This window comes from Microbacterium sp. NPDC089696 (genome assembly GCF_044749125.1).
Taxonomy (GTDB): domain Bacteria; phylum Actinomycetota; class Actinomycetes; order Actinomycetales; family Microbacteriaceae; genus Microbacterium.
The window spans coordinates 872,176-888,076 of sequence record NZ_JBIVHF010000002.1 but is presented as its reverse complement, the minus strand read 5'-3'; the positions used below and the strand labels follow the sequence as shown (position 1 = coordinate 888,076).

Sequence of the window (15,901 nt, the reverse complement as noted above, 5' to 3'; positions counted from 1 at the left end):
TGGCTACTGCCACCACCGCAGTTCTTGCGCGGACGGGACCTAGCGCAACCAGAACCGGATAGAGCGTGCACGGAGACACTGCTAGTTTCTCCCCGCGGTCCCCGCAGCCGGGAGTGGAATCGCTCCAGGATCGCCGGGCATCGATGTCGATGCTGCGTCGCGGTCAGAGAAGACCGCCCTCCGATGAGTTGAGGAGGTCGATTCGGCTGCTCTTTCGAAAGGCAACCCATGGCTATCCATGCTCCAACTCCGAACGCCGAGGACGGCCTGCGCACGCCGAGGCGTCTGTCGCTCATCGCGAGCGTCCTGCTGTTCATGAACATGTCCGTCACCGTCGCGTTCGGCTTCCTTGTCGTGCCCGGCAGCGCGAAGTTCCAGATGAGTGCCGCACAGTTCCTGGTCTTCTTCACCATCTTCGGGGTGGTGCTGTTCGTCGCCTCACCTCTCGCGGGTCGCCTGATGGTGGCCTATGGAGTCCGGAGGGTCGTACTGATCTCCGGAGTGATCATGACGGCTAGCCTCGTCCTCGCCGCCTTTGCACCGAATGGCATCGTCCTCCTGATCTCCGCCGTGCCGTTCGGCATCGGGATGGCCGGTTCGACGCTCCTCGCAGGCAGCACGACCGTAACTGGTTGGTTCCCGGGCCGCCGCCGCGGCACCATGCTCGGCGTCGCCGCCATGGGCACCTCGCTCGGCTCGATCTTCTGGGGCTTGCTCTACCCGCCCGTCATCACCGTCGGGGGGTTCACCGGCGGCATGCTCCTGAGCGCGGTGATCGTGTTCGCATGCGCGGTCATCGGCGCCGGACTGCTCCTGCGCAATCCGCCGGCGGTCGTCAACGAACCCGGCGTCGACGCACCCGACCGGCGCCGACTCATGACCGGGTACTGGGGTGTGCTCATTCTGATGGTCATCGCCGCGCTGTTCTTCGCGTTCGAAGCCGCATACTCGAATGTTCAAGCGGCCATCTACGCATCGTTCGGTTTCGACCCCGCACTCGCGGGCCTCCTGCTCTCCTATTACGCTATTTGGGCGCTCATCGCCAAGCCGGTGCTCGGATTCATCCATGACAAGCTCGGCGTGGTTCCCCTCTTCGTCGTCTTCGGCGTGCTCTATCTCGCTGGCCTGCCACTGCTGGCCATCGTAGGGGGGACGGGCCCCGTGGCCTTCTTTCTGGTGCTACCCATCGCCGCGCTGTCCCTCTCGGCGCCCACGGTTCTCCTTCCGCTGATCATCGTTCGCAGCGTCGGACAGGAGCGCTTCCCTGTCATCTACGGCGCCGTCTATGGCGCATTCTCTCTCGGGATCGGACTGATGCTCCCGCTGTGGGGTCTCTTCTTCGACCGAACCGGCTCCTACACGGGCGCGATGGTCCTTGCCGGCGGACTCGGGCTCGTCGGGCTCCTCGTGGTGATCGCGGGATTCCTCGTCGGGCGCCGCAAACTTCAGGCCGTGGCGTCAGACGCTGTGCCGTCACCGGCGGCATAAGCGCACCAACTCGCGCGTCACCCGCAACAGCGGCACGACCGATCTCGTCACCGTCACCAAGACAGGAAGCATGACTTCATCCTCGGCCTATCCCGGTGACAGGCTCTCCCGGGGATCACGCGTACTCTACGTGATGATCCTCGGGGGGCTCGTCGCGCTGGGGCCGCTCACCATCGATCTCTACCTTCCCGCCCTCCCCGCGGTCGCCGCCGCGCTCGATGCGGACGATGCCGCCATCCAGCTGACACTGACCGCGACGATGGCAGGGTTCGCGCTGGGTCAGCTGCTCGTCGGACCATGGAGTGACGCCGTCGGTCGCCGCCTTCCGCTCCTTATCGCAACAAGCATCCACGTCTCCGCGAGTGTGGGGATCGCCTTGGCGCCGGACCTCACGTGGGTGCTCTGCCTCCGCATCCTGCAAGGCGTCGGCGCGGCCGGCGGCAGCGTCGTCGCGATGGCCACGGTGCGGGACCTGTTTGCAGGCCAGCGGCTCGTACGCGTGCTTTCGAGGCTCGCCCTGGTGACCGGCCTCGCTCCGATTCTCGCTCCCGTCGTGGGCTCGCAACTTCTGCGCTTGTTGGACTGGCAAGGCCTTTTCATCGCTCTCGCCGTCTACGGCGTCGTGATCGTTCTGCTTGCGGCGGTACTCATCGCCGAGACGCTCCCGGAGCCGCGTCGACGCGTCAAGGGGGGCAACAAGGTGATTCGAAGGTATCGTGCACTCTTCTCGGACCGTCAGTTCGTGGGCGTCGCACTGATCGGCGGCTTGGTATTCTCGGGCATGTTTGTCTATCTGTCGTCATCACCGTTCCTCTTCCAGGACGTCTACGGGCTTGACGCGCAGCAGTATGGACTGCTCTTCGCCGGGACCTCTCTCGGGTTCGTCGTCGGATCGCAGGTGGCCTCACGGCTGATGCGGACCTCCGCTGCACCCAGGGTTCTGACCGTGTCGCTTCCCACCATGGCCCTGGCAGGTGTGGCACTTGCCGTGTGCGCGTCCGCGCGCCTGGGCATGATCCCGGTCGCGGTCGCAGCCGGTGTCTACATGCTGGGGGCAGGCCTCAGCCTGCCGTGCATTCAAGTGACCGCGCTGGCCCCTCATGGCACCGAAGCAGGGACGGCCGCGGCGCTCCTTGGTGCGATCAACTTCGGTTCGGCAAGCCTCATCGTGCCGGTACTTGCGCTCTTTGGCACGTCAACGGCCGTTCCGGTCGGCGCCGCGATGGGCGGCGCGCTCACTATCGCTGTGATATTGCTCTGGCTCGTCGTGCGACCGTTGCGGGCCACAGTCATCGGAGATGAAGACGGGCTCGCCCTTCCCAGAAAATGAGACTCGCCTCTCTCTCCCCCGCGGGGGCATCCCGACAAGTCCGCACACCAGCCTCCGAAACACTTTTGCCGTTCGCGGACGACTCGCACGGGGCTCGACGTGCTCCGCAAGCGAACGATGCCCGGGAAAATCTCGCAGTTCACGAGGTGATGTTCTCAGCCGCTCGCGTTGGACCAATGGTCCAAACCCACCGCGCGGGATTAGACGCAGGGAGCGAGCGGTTCCACAGGCCCCGAACTTGACTGGTACCCGGCATTGGCGACAGGCCCCGAGAGTCCGACGTCGAACGAAGTCTGAAGGGATACGACGATGGCGTCACAACAGACCACTGAGTTGCGCAAGGGAGCGCAGGTTCCCGAGCCTGGCCTGACGGAGGAAGAGGTCGTCGTGCGCGCCGTGGCGCTTCGCCCCCTCCTCAGGGCCAACCGGATCAAGGCCGCAGAGGACGGCTCTTACTCCACCGAGATCCACGAGACCTTCGATAAGGCGGGCTTCTACCGGCTGGTACAGCCGCGGAAGTACGGCGGATACGAGTTCAGTCTCGAGACTCAGTATCGCGTCATGGTGGAGATCTCGCGCGGCGACCCGGGGATCGGGTGGTGCCTCACCCTCGGAACCGCGCACACCATCCCATTAGTCTCCTATTTCCCCGAGGCCGTCGTCAGTGATGCTTTTGGTGACGATGGCCTGTTCATCGCCTCCCATTCCGCCAGCTCGCGAGGTGTGGCGGTTCCCACCGAAGGCGGCTACCTGCTCTCCGGAAGTTGGGGATATTCATCCGGAGTAGCCCACTCCACGCACGCCATGGTCACCGCCGCCGTACAGAGCCAAGGCGAGGTCCCTGAACTGATCGTCGCCCTTCTCCCGCGGGAGGACTACACCGTCCTCGATGACTGGAACTCCTCGCTCACCATGGCCCTGGGCGCCAGCGGCTCCCAGACCGTGAAGATCGAAGGGGCATTCGTGCCGGCCGACCGCACGGTGCCGTTTGACTGGCAGGCCACAACTTTCCCCGAGGAGACGATCGGGGTGCGTTCCACTGGAAATCCCCTTTACCTTGCACACATCGGACCGCTCTACGCGGGCACGCTTGCCTGCATCCAGGTGGGAGCGGCGAAGGCCGCGCTCGACGAGTACACCCAGATCATCACCACGAAAAAGCGGACCTTCGCGCCGCAGGTCGAGCGTTACAAGCATCCGGACGCACAGCTGGTGTACGCGGAGGCACGGGCCATGATCGAAGCGGCCGAAGCCGTTGTCTACGCCGGTGCCCGCGACTTCCGGTCACTGGGGGAGCGGTGGCTCAACGACGACCACCCCGCGCTCGAAGAATGGCTCGCGGTCGGCAACATGCTGTACACGGCGATTCAGCTCGCTCACGAGGCCACCGAGCTTCTGTTCCGCTCCGTCGGTTCCTCGGTCGCTCGTAAGGGGGTGCCGCTGCAAGATTACTTCCTCGCCACCCAGATGCAGAAGACACAGCTTGAGGAGAACAAGCCCCACTTCTACACCTCGCTTGCGAAAGCGCATTTCGGTCTCGAGTGACGGCGGACTTCGCAGCAGGCCAGAAAGGCGGTGCCACATGTCTGATGAAATGCATACCGAACGCGAGCTCCTCAATCGGAGCCTGCTGGCCTCACGGGAGCTCTATCGCGGCCCGGACGTGGAGGTCGCTGGAAAAGCACTCGCGCAGATTCTGGGAGTGACAGCGACAGCCCGAGCGACGGGGGACCGCAGAGTCATCGGCAACTCCGGTATCCGAGGCGCGCGCATGAGTCACCTCACTTTCGGGATCGTTGAGTTCGGCGCCGACTGCGAGGTGTCCATCGTTCCGCAGAACGCCTATCACCTCATTCTCGCGTGCAACGCCGAAACGACCTCCTTCTGCGGCGCCCGACGTGTGAGCGTGACGACCGACAAGGTCATCCTCATTCACCCGCGCGAGTCGATCCTGATCCCACGGTGGCCCGCGGGTATGCGCGCCCTCTGTGTCCAGGTACATCCAGGATCGTTGGAGAGCGAACTGTCCACGCAACTCGGTAGACCGATCGGGCTGCCCAGCCTCGAATTGGTCCTGGAGCTTGCCACTGCTGGCGGCCAGAGTTTCGCGTCCACGCTGGACCTTCTCATCCGGGAGCTCGACGAGGAGGACAGTCTTGCCAATCGTTCTCGTTCCTATTCTGCACAGTTAGAGCGTCTCGTGCTGTCCTCGATCCTCCGCGCGGTGCAGCACGAATATTCTGACGAACTGGTCGGGGACACCGCACCTGCCCGATGGAGCGCGGTAAAGAGAGCCATCGAGGCGCTCGAGGAGGCACCCGAACATCAGTGGACGCTTGCCGAGATAGCGCAGGTCGCCGGGGTGGGCAGCCGACGGTTGCAACAAGGCTTCAGGCAGCAAGTGGGGGTGTCGCCCATGACGTTTCTGCGTGCAGTGCGTCTGTATCGCGTACACCGGGAGTTGCTCGACGGGGTGGAGAGCATCGGGGAAACCGCTGCCCGGTGGGGCTTCACGCATGCCGGACGCTTCGCCGCCGCCTACCGGAGGCGTTATGGAGAGACACCCCGGCAAACACAGCGCCGCAGCGCCCCCTTCACCTTCTCTCTGGGACGTACCGCCTGAACGAGTGGCTGTTCAGTTCGCGCGTAAGCCGTTCAAGCGGTGGGGCTCCTCACGTGTGGTCAGCGAGGAGCCCCGAACCTCAGGTTGTGGTGCCGATACTCGCACTCAGGGACGATGGGGTTGCCGTGTCACTTCTCGGTTCTCGGCGTTTGCCGAGCGTGAAGGCGCCGTTCACTGCAGCGAGGCTGACTAGCCCAATCGCTCGTCCAGGATCATCGCGCCGACGGAAGAGGCGGTTTCATCGAAGAACAGTCCCTACACCGGGATCATCGCGCCGATGGCCAACGCGTAGCACCCGAACATGATGCCGTAGATCGCCGAGCACCGCCAATGTGGCCGATGATGAGTGGCAGGACCACGGTGGGTGTGCTGAGCGACAAGGCGGCCACCGGCAGCACCACGAAGTACAGCACGGGGCCCGCGCCGCCGAAAACTGCGAGCATCGGCAGTCCGAGCACGTAGAGGATCACTGGCGAAGCCAAGAACATGCCCACACCGAAGACGGTGAAGAACGTCAGGAATTGTCCCGCCCTGGCACCGAACCGTTCGGTGCCAGGGGCAACCAGAAAGCCGGAGCCGACAGTCACTTACACGGACGCGAAAATATAGCCGGCGGCGATCGTGGAGGAGTCGGAGGGGTTTCTGAGGCTCGTTCGTACCCATGTGTGGCCTTTCGGTTGGGCTGGCGGAGGCTCACGAGGTGAGGTGTCATCACCGCCGCATCCACGATGATGCGGACCCCTCGGTTTCATGGCGGTTGCCGGCATCGTTGCTGAAACGCTCGAAACTATGCCCGGAGCTCCGTCGCATATCCCCTGAGCGCAGCCTCCATGACCGAAAAGCGATCCAAACACCGACGATGGGGCCGACGCCGGAGTCGACGAACAGCCCGCGAATCAACCGTGTTGCGCAAACCGGAGCCTGCGGTTCTGAAGTCGGATAGGCCCAGGAGGCCCCCGACCTTAGCTTGAGTTTCGTCTGACAAAGAAGACAGATCAGGAGACACGAACATGAGCGCCAATGATGGAGCCCTGAAGCTCACCGTGCGAGACGTTCCCGTATACCCGGACATCCACACCTACGCGGAGGTTCTGGGGGAACTGCACATCTGGGAGGGCGATGGCTGGAAGGCCGAATCGATGTCATGGAAGAACGCTGCGTACATCGCCTCAAACCTCAGCGCGATGCCCGAGATCACCTTCCGTGGCCCTGACGCGCAGGAACTGCTCTCGCGAATCAGCATCAACAACGTCTACAAGTGGCCCATCGGGAAGTCCAAGCACCTAGTCATGCCTGACGAGCACGGACTCATCGCGAATCACGGCCTCGCCATCCGCGACGCCGAGGACACCTTCCGCCAGATGGCTGCCGGGTCCTGGCCCGCCTACCAGGCGAAAGCGCTGGGGCTAGATGTGGAGGTCTCCTTCCGTGATGTGTTCATTTACCAGGTAGCCGGCCCCGCCTCGCTTCAGATCCTGGAACGCGTCATCGGCAAGGACCTCCGCGACCTGCCCTTCCTCGGCATTGCCAGCGTGGAGATCCCGGGGGCAGACACCGCCGTGGAGATCGAGCTCTCCCGTATCGGCATGGCCCAGACGCTTGCTTATGAATTGCGCGGCCCCCTGGAGTTCGGGCCCGCGGTATATGACATCGTCTATCGCGCCGGGAAGGAGTTCGGGATTAAGCGGCTCGGATGGCGGACGTATGTCGTGAATCACACCGAGGGCGGGTTCCCGCAGATGGGGTGCAACTTCCTCCCCTCATCCAACGGCGACCCGGGATTCGCTGCTGACAGTGAGTACGGAGCTGGCGCCGGTGAACCGATTGATCCGTCGGTGGCCGCAGGCCTCTTCACGGGAAGCATCGATCCTCAGAACGTGCTTGCCCGTCTGCGCACGCCGCAGGACGTGAACTGGAGTTGGATGGCTGATTACGAGCACGACTTCATCGGAAGGGACGCGGTCCTCGCTGCGTCTCAGAACCCGACGCGCAAGACCGTCACGCTGGTGTGGGATTCAGACGATGTGCTTGACGTGTTCCGTTCCCAGTTCGAACCTGGCGAGGAGTACCGCCACTTCGAATTCCCCACCACGCCGGCCTCACCCGCGGGCGGTCACGCGGACCTCGTGACGGTCAACGGGGAGTCCGTGGGCATTTCCTCTGTCGCCGTCTATTCGTACTACTACCGCCGAATGATCTCGCACGCCACCATCGACCTCGCCCACGTCGAACCCGGCACCGAGGTGGAGATCCATTGGGGCAACTTCGGCGGTCGCATCAAGCACATCCGCGCGACCGTGGAGCGCTTCCCCTACCTCGACCTCCCGTCCAATAAGGACTACGACCTCAGCTCCGTCCCTTCCGGAGTCACCGATTCCCCAGCCGTAGCTATCTGAAAGGAGGGAACGCCACGATGAGCAATACTGTCGCGACACCCACCCTCACTCCCACAGAGAGCGCCACGGAACACACCGGACAGCAAGGCCGGCTTCTTGTACAGGGGGAAGACCGCCCAGGAGTCGTTGCCGCCGTGGCGCGTGTCCTTACGGAGGCGGGTGCGAACATCGTCGCTCTTGACCAGTACTCCACCGGAGTGCGCGGCGGCCGCTTCTTTCAACGCACAGTGTTCGAACTTCCAGGCCTCAATGCGGTGCGACCGCAACTCGAGGAGCGCTTGGATCGAGAGGTCCGCGACGCGTTCGGGCAGGACTGGCAGCTGACGGAGGCAGCTACGCGTAAGCGCGTGGCGATCCTCGCGTCAAAGACGGATCACTGCCTCCTCGACCTGCTGTGGCGCCGCCAACGCGGTGAACTGAACGTCGATATCGAGATGGTGATCTCCAATCACCCAGACCTCGCCGATCGGGTTCGCGCGTTCGGAGTGCCGTACTTCTACGTGCCAGTCCAGAACGGAGACAAGGACGCAGCGGAACAAGAGCACCTACGGCTCCTCCACGGGAACGTGGACTTCGTCGTTCTCGCCCGCTATATGCAGATCATCTCCAGCGACTTCATCACCTCAGTGGACGTGCCCATCATCAACATCCACCACTCGTTCTTGCCCGCCTTCATCGGCGCCGGGCCCTACCGCAAGGCCAAGGAGCGAGGAGTGAAGCTGATCGGAGCGACCGCGCATTACGTCACCGAGGATCTCGACGAAGGACCGATCATCGAACAGGACGTCGCGCGCGTTACACACGCCGACACCGCGACGGACCTCCAGCGCCGCGGGGCCGACGTCGAGCGGGCCGTTCTCTCCCGTGCCGTCGCCTGGCATGCCGATGATCGGGTGATCCGAGACGGCAACTCAACCATCGTCTTCGCATCGTGAGTGCGCGGCTGATCGACGGAACCGCCGTCGCCGAACGTCTACGCCAGGAGGCCGCCCGACGGGTCGCCGCCTTCACGACTCTCACTGGACTGGCGCCGGGGTTGGCCACCGTGTTGGTGGGTGACAATCCCGCCAGCGAGGTCTACGTGCGACGGAAGCGCCGGGCAGCCAGCGAAGCTGGCTTCATAGACTTCCATCACCACCTCAGCGCGAGTTCGTCCCCGGGCGACGTCGCCGCGGTCCTGGACGACCTTGCCCAGGATGAACGAGTCTCAGGAATTCTCCTGCAACTCCCGCTCCCGGCAGGGTTCGATCGGCACGGCCTCGTCGACCACATACCCGTGGCCAAAGACGTGGACGGACTCACCACCGGCAGCCAAGGGCTTCTCGCACGAGGTCGACCTGGTCTGCGGCCATGCACCGCTGCCGGAGTGATCGACCTCCTCGACGAGACGGGCATCAACCTCGAAGGTGCAGCTGCGGTCATCGTGGGTCGGTCAGAACTCGTTGGACATCCCGCCGCGGAGTTGCTCCTGGCACGTAACGCCACCGTCACCATCGCTCACTCCCGAACACGTGACCTCGCCGAGGTGACCGCCCGAGCCGACGTGCTGATCGCTGCAGCGGGCATCCCCCGCCTCATCACCGCCGCGCACATCAAACCCGGCGCCGCCGTCATCGACGTGGGCATCCACCGCACCGACACGGGCCTCGTGGGTGATGTCCGATTCGAAGAGGTAGCCGAAGTCGCCGGGTGGGTCACACCGGTCCCAGGGGGAGTGGGACCCATGACCATCGCCCGGCTGCTGGCCAACACCATACAAGCTGCCGAAGCCGCTCACGCAAGAACCGTCCAACCGGACGCCCCCAGTAGCGGGCAGTAGACTGGGTCAGGTCGTGCTGGACCCTATCAAGCGCGCACAGTCGAAGGGACGCCGATGACCGGCTCCTGGGTCAACGAACTCCGCCCGACGCAGCCGCGGGAAACCTTGACGCCGACCTGCCTCCCGGAGACCTGGAACCGGACCGTCGCGGCCATCGGGATCGAACCCGCCTTCTGGGCCGTCGAACTGTCGCAACGACACGCCATCGCCGCAGTTCGCCCCGACGTGCCCGACGCTCAGCGCGCAGAAGCCGCGCGCCGCATTCAACCCGCGACAGAATCGGTCAACATGCGATCGCTCATCGCGCTCGCCGAAGGCCTACCGGCCCCGACGACAACCACCCCCGAGATGACGCGACAGATGGCGGCGGCGGTACGTCGCGGCACGCCCCTCAAGGACGTGCTCGCCATGGCCCACGCATCGCACGCGCAGTTCGGTGACGCGCTGATCGAGCAGTTCCAGCAGCTCGTTGCACCCGCGGACCAGGCGCAAGGGATGTCCGAGCTCACTCGGTTCCTCATGGACCATGTCGGCGCATTCTCGCTCGCATGCAACGCTGCCTACACTGCCGAGGAACAAGCCTGGTTCACGAGCCTCGATGGCACGAGGGCGGAGATCGTCGCGCAGGTGCTGCGCGGTGCGACCCCCGACCGCGACCCGACAGGTGCACTGCGCTATCAACTGCCTAGCAGAGAACACCTCGGCGTGATCCTGTTTGACGAGACGCGACACACAGACTCGACCGCCCGGCTCAGTCGCATCGCCGCTGAGATCATGGCGCGCGTCGGCGCATCCGGCACGCTGGTCATCCCCGCTGACGATCACATCGTGTGGGCGTGGGGGCAATCTCACGGACGGCGCCTCGACGTGCGTGCCCACGGTCCCGGTGCAGCCGGCGTCCTCATCGCGATCGGGCACCCGGCCAACGGAACCGAAGGCTTCCGCAGGACCCACCAGGACGCCGCAAGCGCCGCAGGAATCGTGCTCGCCTCCACAAGCGCGGGACCGGGGCATCGAGTCGTCGTCTACGACGACCTCAGGCTAGCGGTACCACTCATGGCAGACCCAGCCGCCGCCGAGCGGTTCATGCGAGACGAACTCGGACCGCTGGGCGGAGAGTCGGAGGCCACATTGCGTGAAACAGTGCGCGTGTACCTCGAATGCAATGGCAGTCCAGCACGCGCCGCCGAGAAGCTGCACGTTGCGAAGAACACGGTGATCTACCGTGTTCAGCGCGCGGAGGAGCTCCTGGGGCGAAGCGTGAAGGACGACCAGAATGTCCTGTGGGCAGCCCTACACCTCGCCAACGTGGTGGGTCTGGGGGTGGTGCGATCCGACCTGGACATCACCGGGAGTGCGGAGAGTTAACCCTCCCTCCCGTGCTTGCTGCGCGCGACTCACCCGTTCCGCCCTGTGGAACATTCACGGGCCTGCCCGACTTCTTGCGTGCGCGCTCTGCTCAGTCGGGTGACGTCCCCGCTTTTCGTCAGCGTCGTAAACGTTGGTGAGCCATCGTGCGATGGCCGATGAGTACCGAGTAATGTTCACGAACGAGCGTAGGATGCTTGAGTGCGATTGGCCCCGCGTCTCCTCGTCCCCGCGCCGGACGGAGTCCCGTTCCTCGGCCTCATGTCGGATGACGTCACTGTCGACTCGTGGGCTCCTGGCGATGAGCCAGGTGCCTGGGAATCCGTCGAGTTCTGGGTGATGCCTTATGTCCCGTTCGACTTCGACGCGGCGATCTCGCGGATGGAAGGCCTCCGCGTAATCCAACTGATGACCTCCGGCTACGAGCGTCTGCTGTCTCACGCTGATCGGATTCCCCCGGACGTCACCGTGTGCACGGCGCGGGGGATTCCGGATGCTGCGGTGTCAGAGTGGGTTCTCACCGCGATGGTCGCGATGCAGCGCGGCTTGCTCTCGTTCATCGATGACGCGCGTCAGGGCGTTGTCCACAGAGCGGAGACCCACGGCCTGGACGGAACACGCATCCTCGTGGTGGGGTACGGCTCGGTCGGGCGCGCACTGCAGGAGCGGTTGCGCGGCTTCGACGTCGAGTTGATCAAGGTGGGGCGTCACGCCCGCGACGACGTTCATGGCACGGAGGATCTCGCTGCACTTTTGCCTACAGCGGACATCCTCGTTCTCCTAATGCCGCTTACCGCCCAGACTCGCGGAATGATCGACCGTGAAGCGCTGGCGCTCTTGCCGGACGGCGCCCTCGTCGTGAACGCCGCTCGTGGCGAGGTACTCGATCAGGAGGCGCTCGTCCAAGAGGTCGCGAGTGGTCGGCTGCGAGCCGCCCTTGACGTGGCTGTGTCCGACCCGCCGTTGCCCGATAACAGTCCGCTCTTGGGATTGCCAAACTTGGCGTTGCATGTGGGGCGGACCAGTGCGCTCAGGGATTGAGCATCTTGAGCTCCATTTCGGAGCGTACTCAACGATGGCCGTTCGCCGCGCGCGTCTACATCGCAACGTCGGAGGTAGTCGATAACCTCGGTCTACGTCCAGGTAGCATGAAGCGACGTACATCGTATGAGGGAGGTGGTGTCGCCATGGCGCGCTCGGACCTTCTTCTCGCGATCGTGCGATCAGGTGCCCAAGGCGATGATCTTGCGTTTCGTCGTGCCGCCGAGGCTTTGATCGCCGAGGAGGAGAGCAAGCGCCACGGAATCCTGGCTTCTCAGCTTGCGGAGGCACTTACTTCCCGACGCCCTGTCTCTAACGTCACGCAGATTGCAAGGACGGAGGCGGTCGCAGGTCTAATCCACGAGCGGGTCCCGGAGCGGCGTCTCATGGATCTGGTGCTGACTGCAGGAGTTCGCGCGGGCGTCAACGAGCTGATCGAGGAGCACCATCGGCGTGATTTACTACGAAGCCATGGCCTCGAGCCGCGCCATCGGCTGATGCTCGTTGGCCCTCCTGGTGGAGGGAAGACGTCGTTAGCTGAGGCTGTCGCGACTGAGCTCGCGGTTCCGTTGCTCACCGTGCGGTACGAGGGCCTAATTGGGAGTTTTCTGGGCGAAACGGCGTCTCGAATGGAGGCGTTGTTCGATGCTGTGAGGGTTCGGCCGTGCGTGCTGTTCTTCGATGAGTTCGACACTGTCGCAAAAGAACGCGGCGACACCCACGAGACCGGAGAGATCAAACGGGTGGTGAGCTCTCTCCTGCTGCAGGTTGACCGGCTGCCCAGTCACGTCGTAGTGGTCGCCGCCACGAATCATCCGGAGTTGTTAGACAGAGCTGCCTGGCGACGGATGCAACTCAGGCTAGAGCTTCCTCAGCCGACTCGGGCCGCGAAGGTCGAGTGGCTCAACGCATGGTCAGAGAGGAATCGTGTCGACTTTGGACTGTCGTCGCGGACCGTATCAGATCGACTCGGTAACGTGAGCTTCGCTGAACTGGAAGAGTTTGCAAGAGATGTACAACGGCGTCTAATCCTGAGCGGACCAGAGCCGGACGCGAGGAAGGTATCGCAGCACGTGCTTGAGCAATGGTCGCATCAGGTTGAACCTCACGTGTCGTGACCCCCGAGAGCCCTGAACCGTCTCGCGATCGCCCGGTGCTGTTTGGCCGGGTGAGTCAGCCTCGTTCCATCCCTGGTCCGACTGGTCGATCGAATCAACGAGTTGCTTACGGAAACGTAGGCGGGCGCGTCTCTCGCGTTGATGATCGGCTTGATGAAGCTCTTGTCGAGATGCAGAATCAGGTGAATCTGGCGACTTCGATTAACGCAGCGGATCCCCAGTTGGTGCTGGTCATGGAAGCTGTCGAAGATCGTATTGATCTCGTAGCTGCGGCTCGTCGTCTCGGGCTCGAAGTTCTCGTCGAAGCCGACTCGGCGATGGAGCCGGACGACGAGTACTCACTTCGATCGGATCGCGCGACCGACCCAGTCGTGCACACGTCACTGCACGCCGTGTGCGCCGATCAAGCAGCTTTCGATAAGTTGAGGCGCGCATGGAGTACTTGGAAGGCGACGCAGCAGGTGCCGGGAAATGCGCCGCTTCGCGATTTCTTTTCGCATCTTCGAGACATCCGACCCTGGGGACCGCAAGATCGGCTGCGAATGATCCGGTCGAGCGAGTATCTCGAACAGCTCTTAACGGATCAGCAACATCCGGTTGAACTCGAGCTCTGGTTTCGAGTCTCCGCCGCCTCCCGTCAAAAGGCTCAGGACGAAGTGTCGCGCCTTGTCGCCGCAGAGGGCGGTGTGGTGCTTTCGTCCGTAGTCATCGCAGAGGCTGGGTATCACGGAATCAGTTGCACGGTGTCGACGGCGCTTCTCCGACGGTTGGCATCTGGTGACGCGTCGCAGGTGCAACTGCTTAAGTCCTCAAACATTATGTTCTTCCGGGTCACAGGTCAACTGTCTACCCCTGACGTGGTGGCGGCAGCGAGTGTCACCGGACCAGCTGGTCCACCGCCTAGCGGTGCGCCAATTCTTGCGTTCTTGGATGGCGTGCCCCTTGCCAATCATCCAGCGCTGGAAGGACGCGTCCAGATACTGGATCCTGACGATCTGGAGTCTAGGTATGGCGCCGAGGAGCGGCGCCACGGAACACACATGGTGTCCGCGGCCATCTGGGGAGACCTGTCCGCGGCATCGGAGCCGCTGACTAAGCCCGTTCTCGTGCGTCCTGTGATGGCGCCGGCAGATGACACCTTGACCCGGACCGAAGAGTTGCCGCGAGAGTGGCTGACGCCGGACTTGATGTGGCGTGCCTTCCGGGACTTCTACGAGGCGTCCGACGGTGCCGATCCCGGTGCACCGAGCATCGTGATCGTTAACCTCTCGATGGGTGATCCGGCGACACCTTTCGACACCTTGCTTTCGTCGTGGGCGCGAGTAATAGATTGGCTTAGCTACCACTACGGAGTGCTTGTAGTGATTTCGGCCGGCAATCACCTTCATCTCCCGTTAGCATCGGGGGACTCGCAGTCCGTGACCGCCCTCACTGGCGACGAGCGTCGCGAAGCCATCCTCGACGCCCAGCATGAAGATCTGCTTGGGCGGCGACTTCTGGCGCCGGCCGAGGCGATCAACGCGATTACGGTCGGGGCGACGCATGAAGATCAAAGTGGTCAGGGCGAACTTCGCGGGTACCGTGTCGATCCCGCTGACGGACTCTGGTCGATTAGTCCAATCTCGGCGATGGGTGGTGGGTATCGGCGGAGCATCAAGCCCGAGTTGGCGGCACCCGGTGGCCGAGTCACGTACCCATCTCCGCTGTTCGCCGAGCCACACCTCAACTTTCGAGAGGGTGGTTCTCTCGGCCCGGGGGTAAAGGTCGCTCACTCCGCCGCGCCGCAAGAGACCTTCGTCGCTGGGACTAGCGTGGCGGCCGCGCTGGTGTCACGGCAGGCGGCACGACTGCACGACGAGCTCGATCGCATTACCGATGGCGCAGCGCTTACCCGTCGACAGCGCGCCGTCGCGATCAAAGCGCTTCTGGCGCACGGTGCCGCGCAACTCGACGACCCAAACCTTACCCACCCGACGATTCGTTCTGGCTCGGGACACGGCGCGATCACGCGCGATTACGCGAATGGCTGCTCATCGAATGAAGCAGTAATTCTTTACCTTGGAGCGCTGCAGCCTAAGACCTCACAAGATCTGCTGCTGCCCCTCCCGGACGGCCTGAGCCCGCGGGAGATCAAGCGAATAAGCGCGACATTGGCGTGGTTGTCGCCTGTGAACTGGCGCCATCGACAGTATCGTCAGGCTCGGCTGGAATTCGCCAAGCCGGGGGGAGACATCCCAGACCTCGGCACACCGATGAACTTCCCCGCAGATGAAGCCAAGCGTGGTGCAACCACTCTTCAACATCTCGTATGGGAGACGCGAAAGTCGTTCGGTGCTGGACGTGGGTCGTCAATCGCTCTGACAGTCAAGTGCTTCGGCCAAGCTGGGTTGCAGGACGATACCGTGGCTATCGATTATGCGGTCGCACTTAGCCTGTGGGTTTCACCCACTATCGATGTAGATGTCTACACAGAAGTGCGCGATCAGGTCAACGTCCGAGTTCGCCCACGCCCAGGCACGTAACCTCGCCTGGTGCGGCGTTCTTCACGCGGCTTAGTTCCTGAGTGACGCGTGCGTGACTTCCAAGAGACCGCTCTAGCTGCAACGCCCAGCCATCGCCAGGATGTGACTCTTCAGCGGTAACACAGCAGTAACGGACTGCCGGTACGGCCTAGCGAGCACATGTGCGCAGTTGTATGTGGCTTCCGCGTCGTTCCGG

Annotated in this window: 12 protein-coding genes; 11 read left to right on the top strand and 1 reads right to left on the bottom strand. The window is 63.5% G+C overall.

Annotation, left to right across the window (positions count from 1 at the left end; translation table 11 throughout):
• Window positions 1-315: 315 nt before the first annotated feature.
• The 4 genes from ACIPY8_RS14685 (at window position 316) to ACIPY8_RS14670 (ending at window position 5,441) form a co-directional block, all read left to right on the top strand.
• Window positions 316-1,488, top strand: coding sequence for a nitrate/nitrite transporter (locus ACIPY8_RS14685; RefSeq protein ID WP_400819577.1), 1,173 nt, complete (start codon window positions 316-318; stop codon window positions 1,486-1,488).
• Between the two features lie 70 nt (window positions 1,489-1,558).
• On the top strand, window positions 1,559-2,818 hold the full coding sequence (locus ACIPY8_RS14680; protein ID WP_400819574.1) for a multidrug effflux MFS transporter: 1,260 nt from the start codon (window positions 1,559-1,561) through the stop codon (window positions 2,816-2,818).
• A 309-nt stretch (window positions 2,819-3,127) separates the two neighbouring features.
• A complete protein-coding gene (locus ACIPY8_RS14675) occupies window positions 3,128-4,363 on the top strand; it encodes an acyl-CoA dehydrogenase family protein (RefSeq protein WP_400819571.1) in 1,236 nt (411 codons plus the stop codon).
• A 37-nt stretch (window positions 4,364-4,400) separates the two neighbouring features.
• The gene (locus ACIPY8_RS14670; RefSeq protein WP_400819569.1) at window positions 4,401-5,441 is read left to right on the top strand and encodes a helix-turn-helix transcriptional regulator; all 1,041 of its coding nucleotides are present in this window, start codon (window positions 4,401-4,403) and stop codon (window positions 5,439-5,441) included.
• A 266-nt stretch (window positions 5,442-5,707) separates the two neighbouring features.
• Here ACIPY8_RS14670 and ACIPY8_RS14665 read toward each other — a convergent pair whose 3' ends face one another.
• Entirely contained in the window at window positions 5,708-6,028 is a 321-nt protein-coding gene (locus ACIPY8_RS14665) for a hypothetical protein (protein WP_400819566.1), read from the bottom strand.
• A gap of 423 nt (window positions 6,029-6,451) precedes the next feature.
• Here ACIPY8_RS14665 and ACIPY8_RS14660 point away from each other — a divergent pair, with 423 nt between their 5' ends.
• The 7 genes from ACIPY8_RS14660 to ACIPY8_RS14630 all read left to right on the top strand — a co-directional run bounded on the left by ACIPY8_RS14660 (window position 6,452) and on the right by ACIPY8_RS14630 (window position 15,705).
• Window positions 6,452-7,837, top strand: a complete 1,386-nt coding sequence (locus ACIPY8_RS14660) for a hypothetical protein (RefSeq protein ID WP_400819564.1) — start codon at window positions 6,452-6,454, stop codon at window positions 7,835-7,837.
• 17 nt (window positions 7,838-7,854) lie between these two features.
• Complete coding sequence (gene purU / locus ACIPY8_RS14655; RefSeq protein ID WP_400819561.1) at window positions 7,855-8,772, top strand: formyltetrahydrofolate deformylase; 918 nt, start codon at window positions 7,855-7,857, stop codon at window positions 8,770-8,772.
• Window positions 8,769-9,656 carry a bifunctional 5,10-methylenetetrahydrofolate dehydrogenase/5,10-methenyltetrahydrofolate cyclohydrolase gene (locus ACIPY8_RS14650; RefSeq protein WP_400819559.1) on the top strand — a complete coding sequence of 296 codons (888 nt, stop codon included), beginning with the start codon at window positions 8,769-8,771 and terminating at the stop codon, window positions 9,654-9,656. Before purU ends, ACIPY8_RS14650 begins: the two co-directional genes overlap by 4 nt.
• A gap of 54 nt (window positions 9,657-9,710) precedes the next feature.
• Complete coding sequence (locus ACIPY8_RS14645; RefSeq protein WP_400819558.1) at window positions 9,711-11,024, top strand: PucR family transcriptional regulator; 1,314 nt, start codon at window positions 9,711-9,713, stop codon at window positions 11,022-11,024.
• 261 nt (window positions 11,025-11,285) lie between these two features.
• A complete protein-coding gene (locus ACIPY8_RS14640; protein WP_400819556.1) occupies window positions 11,286-12,065 on the top strand; it encodes an NAD(P)-dependent oxidoreductase in 780 nt (259 codons plus the stop codon).
• Window positions 12,066-12,211: 146 nt separating this feature from the next.
• Window positions 12,212-13,183, top strand: a complete 972-nt coding sequence (locus ACIPY8_RS14635; protein WP_400819554.1) for an AAA family ATPase — start codon at window positions 12,212-12,214, stop codon at window positions 13,181-13,183.
• Window positions 13,184-13,353: 170 nt separating this feature from the next.
• Complete coding sequence (locus ACIPY8_RS14630) at window positions 13,354-15,705, top strand: S8 family peptidase (RefSeq protein WP_400819551.1); 2,352 nt, start codon at window positions 13,354-13,356, stop codon at window positions 15,703-15,705.
• Window positions 15,706-15,901: the final 196 nt, after the last annotated feature.

Excerpts from the sequence above, each read along its gene's own strand:
- ACIPY8_RS14685 (WP_400819577.1), top strand. The coding sequence starts at position 316 with ATGAACATGTCCGTCACCGTCGCGTTCGGCTTCCTTGTCGTGCCCGGC.
- ACIPY8_RS14680 (WP_400819574.1), top strand. The coding sequence starts at position 1,559 with ATGACTTCATCCTCGGCCTATCCCGGTGACAGGCTCTCCCGGGGATCA.
- ACIPY8_RS14675 (WP_400819571.1), top strand. The coding sequence starts at position 3,128 with ATGGCGTCACAACAGACCACTGAGTTGCGCAAGGGAGCGCAGGTTCCC.
- ACIPY8_RS14670 (WP_400819569.1), top strand. The coding sequence starts at position 4,401 with ATGTCTGATGAAATGCATACCGAACGCGAGCTCCTCAATCGGAGCCTG.
- ACIPY8_RS14660 (WP_400819564.1), top strand. The coding sequence starts at position 6,452 with ATGAGCGCCAATGATGGAGCCCTGAAGCTCACCGTGCGAGACGTTCCC.
- purU (WP_400819561.1), top strand. The coding sequence starts at position 7,855 with ATGAGCAATACTGTCGCGACACCCACCCTCACTCCCACAGAGAGCGCC.
- ACIPY8_RS14645 (WP_400819558.1), top strand. The coding sequence starts at position 9,711 with ATGACCGGCTCCTGGGTCAACGAACTCCGCCCGACGCAGCCGCGGGAA.
- ACIPY8_RS14640 (WP_400819556.1), top strand. The coding sequence starts at position 11,286 with ATGTCGGATGACGTCACTGTCGACTCGTGGGCTCCTGGCGATGAGCCA.
- ACIPY8_RS14635 (WP_400819554.1), top strand. The coding sequence starts at position 12,212 with ATGGCGCGCTCGGACCTTCTTCTCGCGATCGTGCGATCAGGTGCCCAA.
- ACIPY8_RS14630 (WP_400819551.1), top strand. The coding sequence starts at position 13,354 with ATGCAGAATCAGGTGAATCTGGCGACTTCGATTAACGCAGCGGATCCC.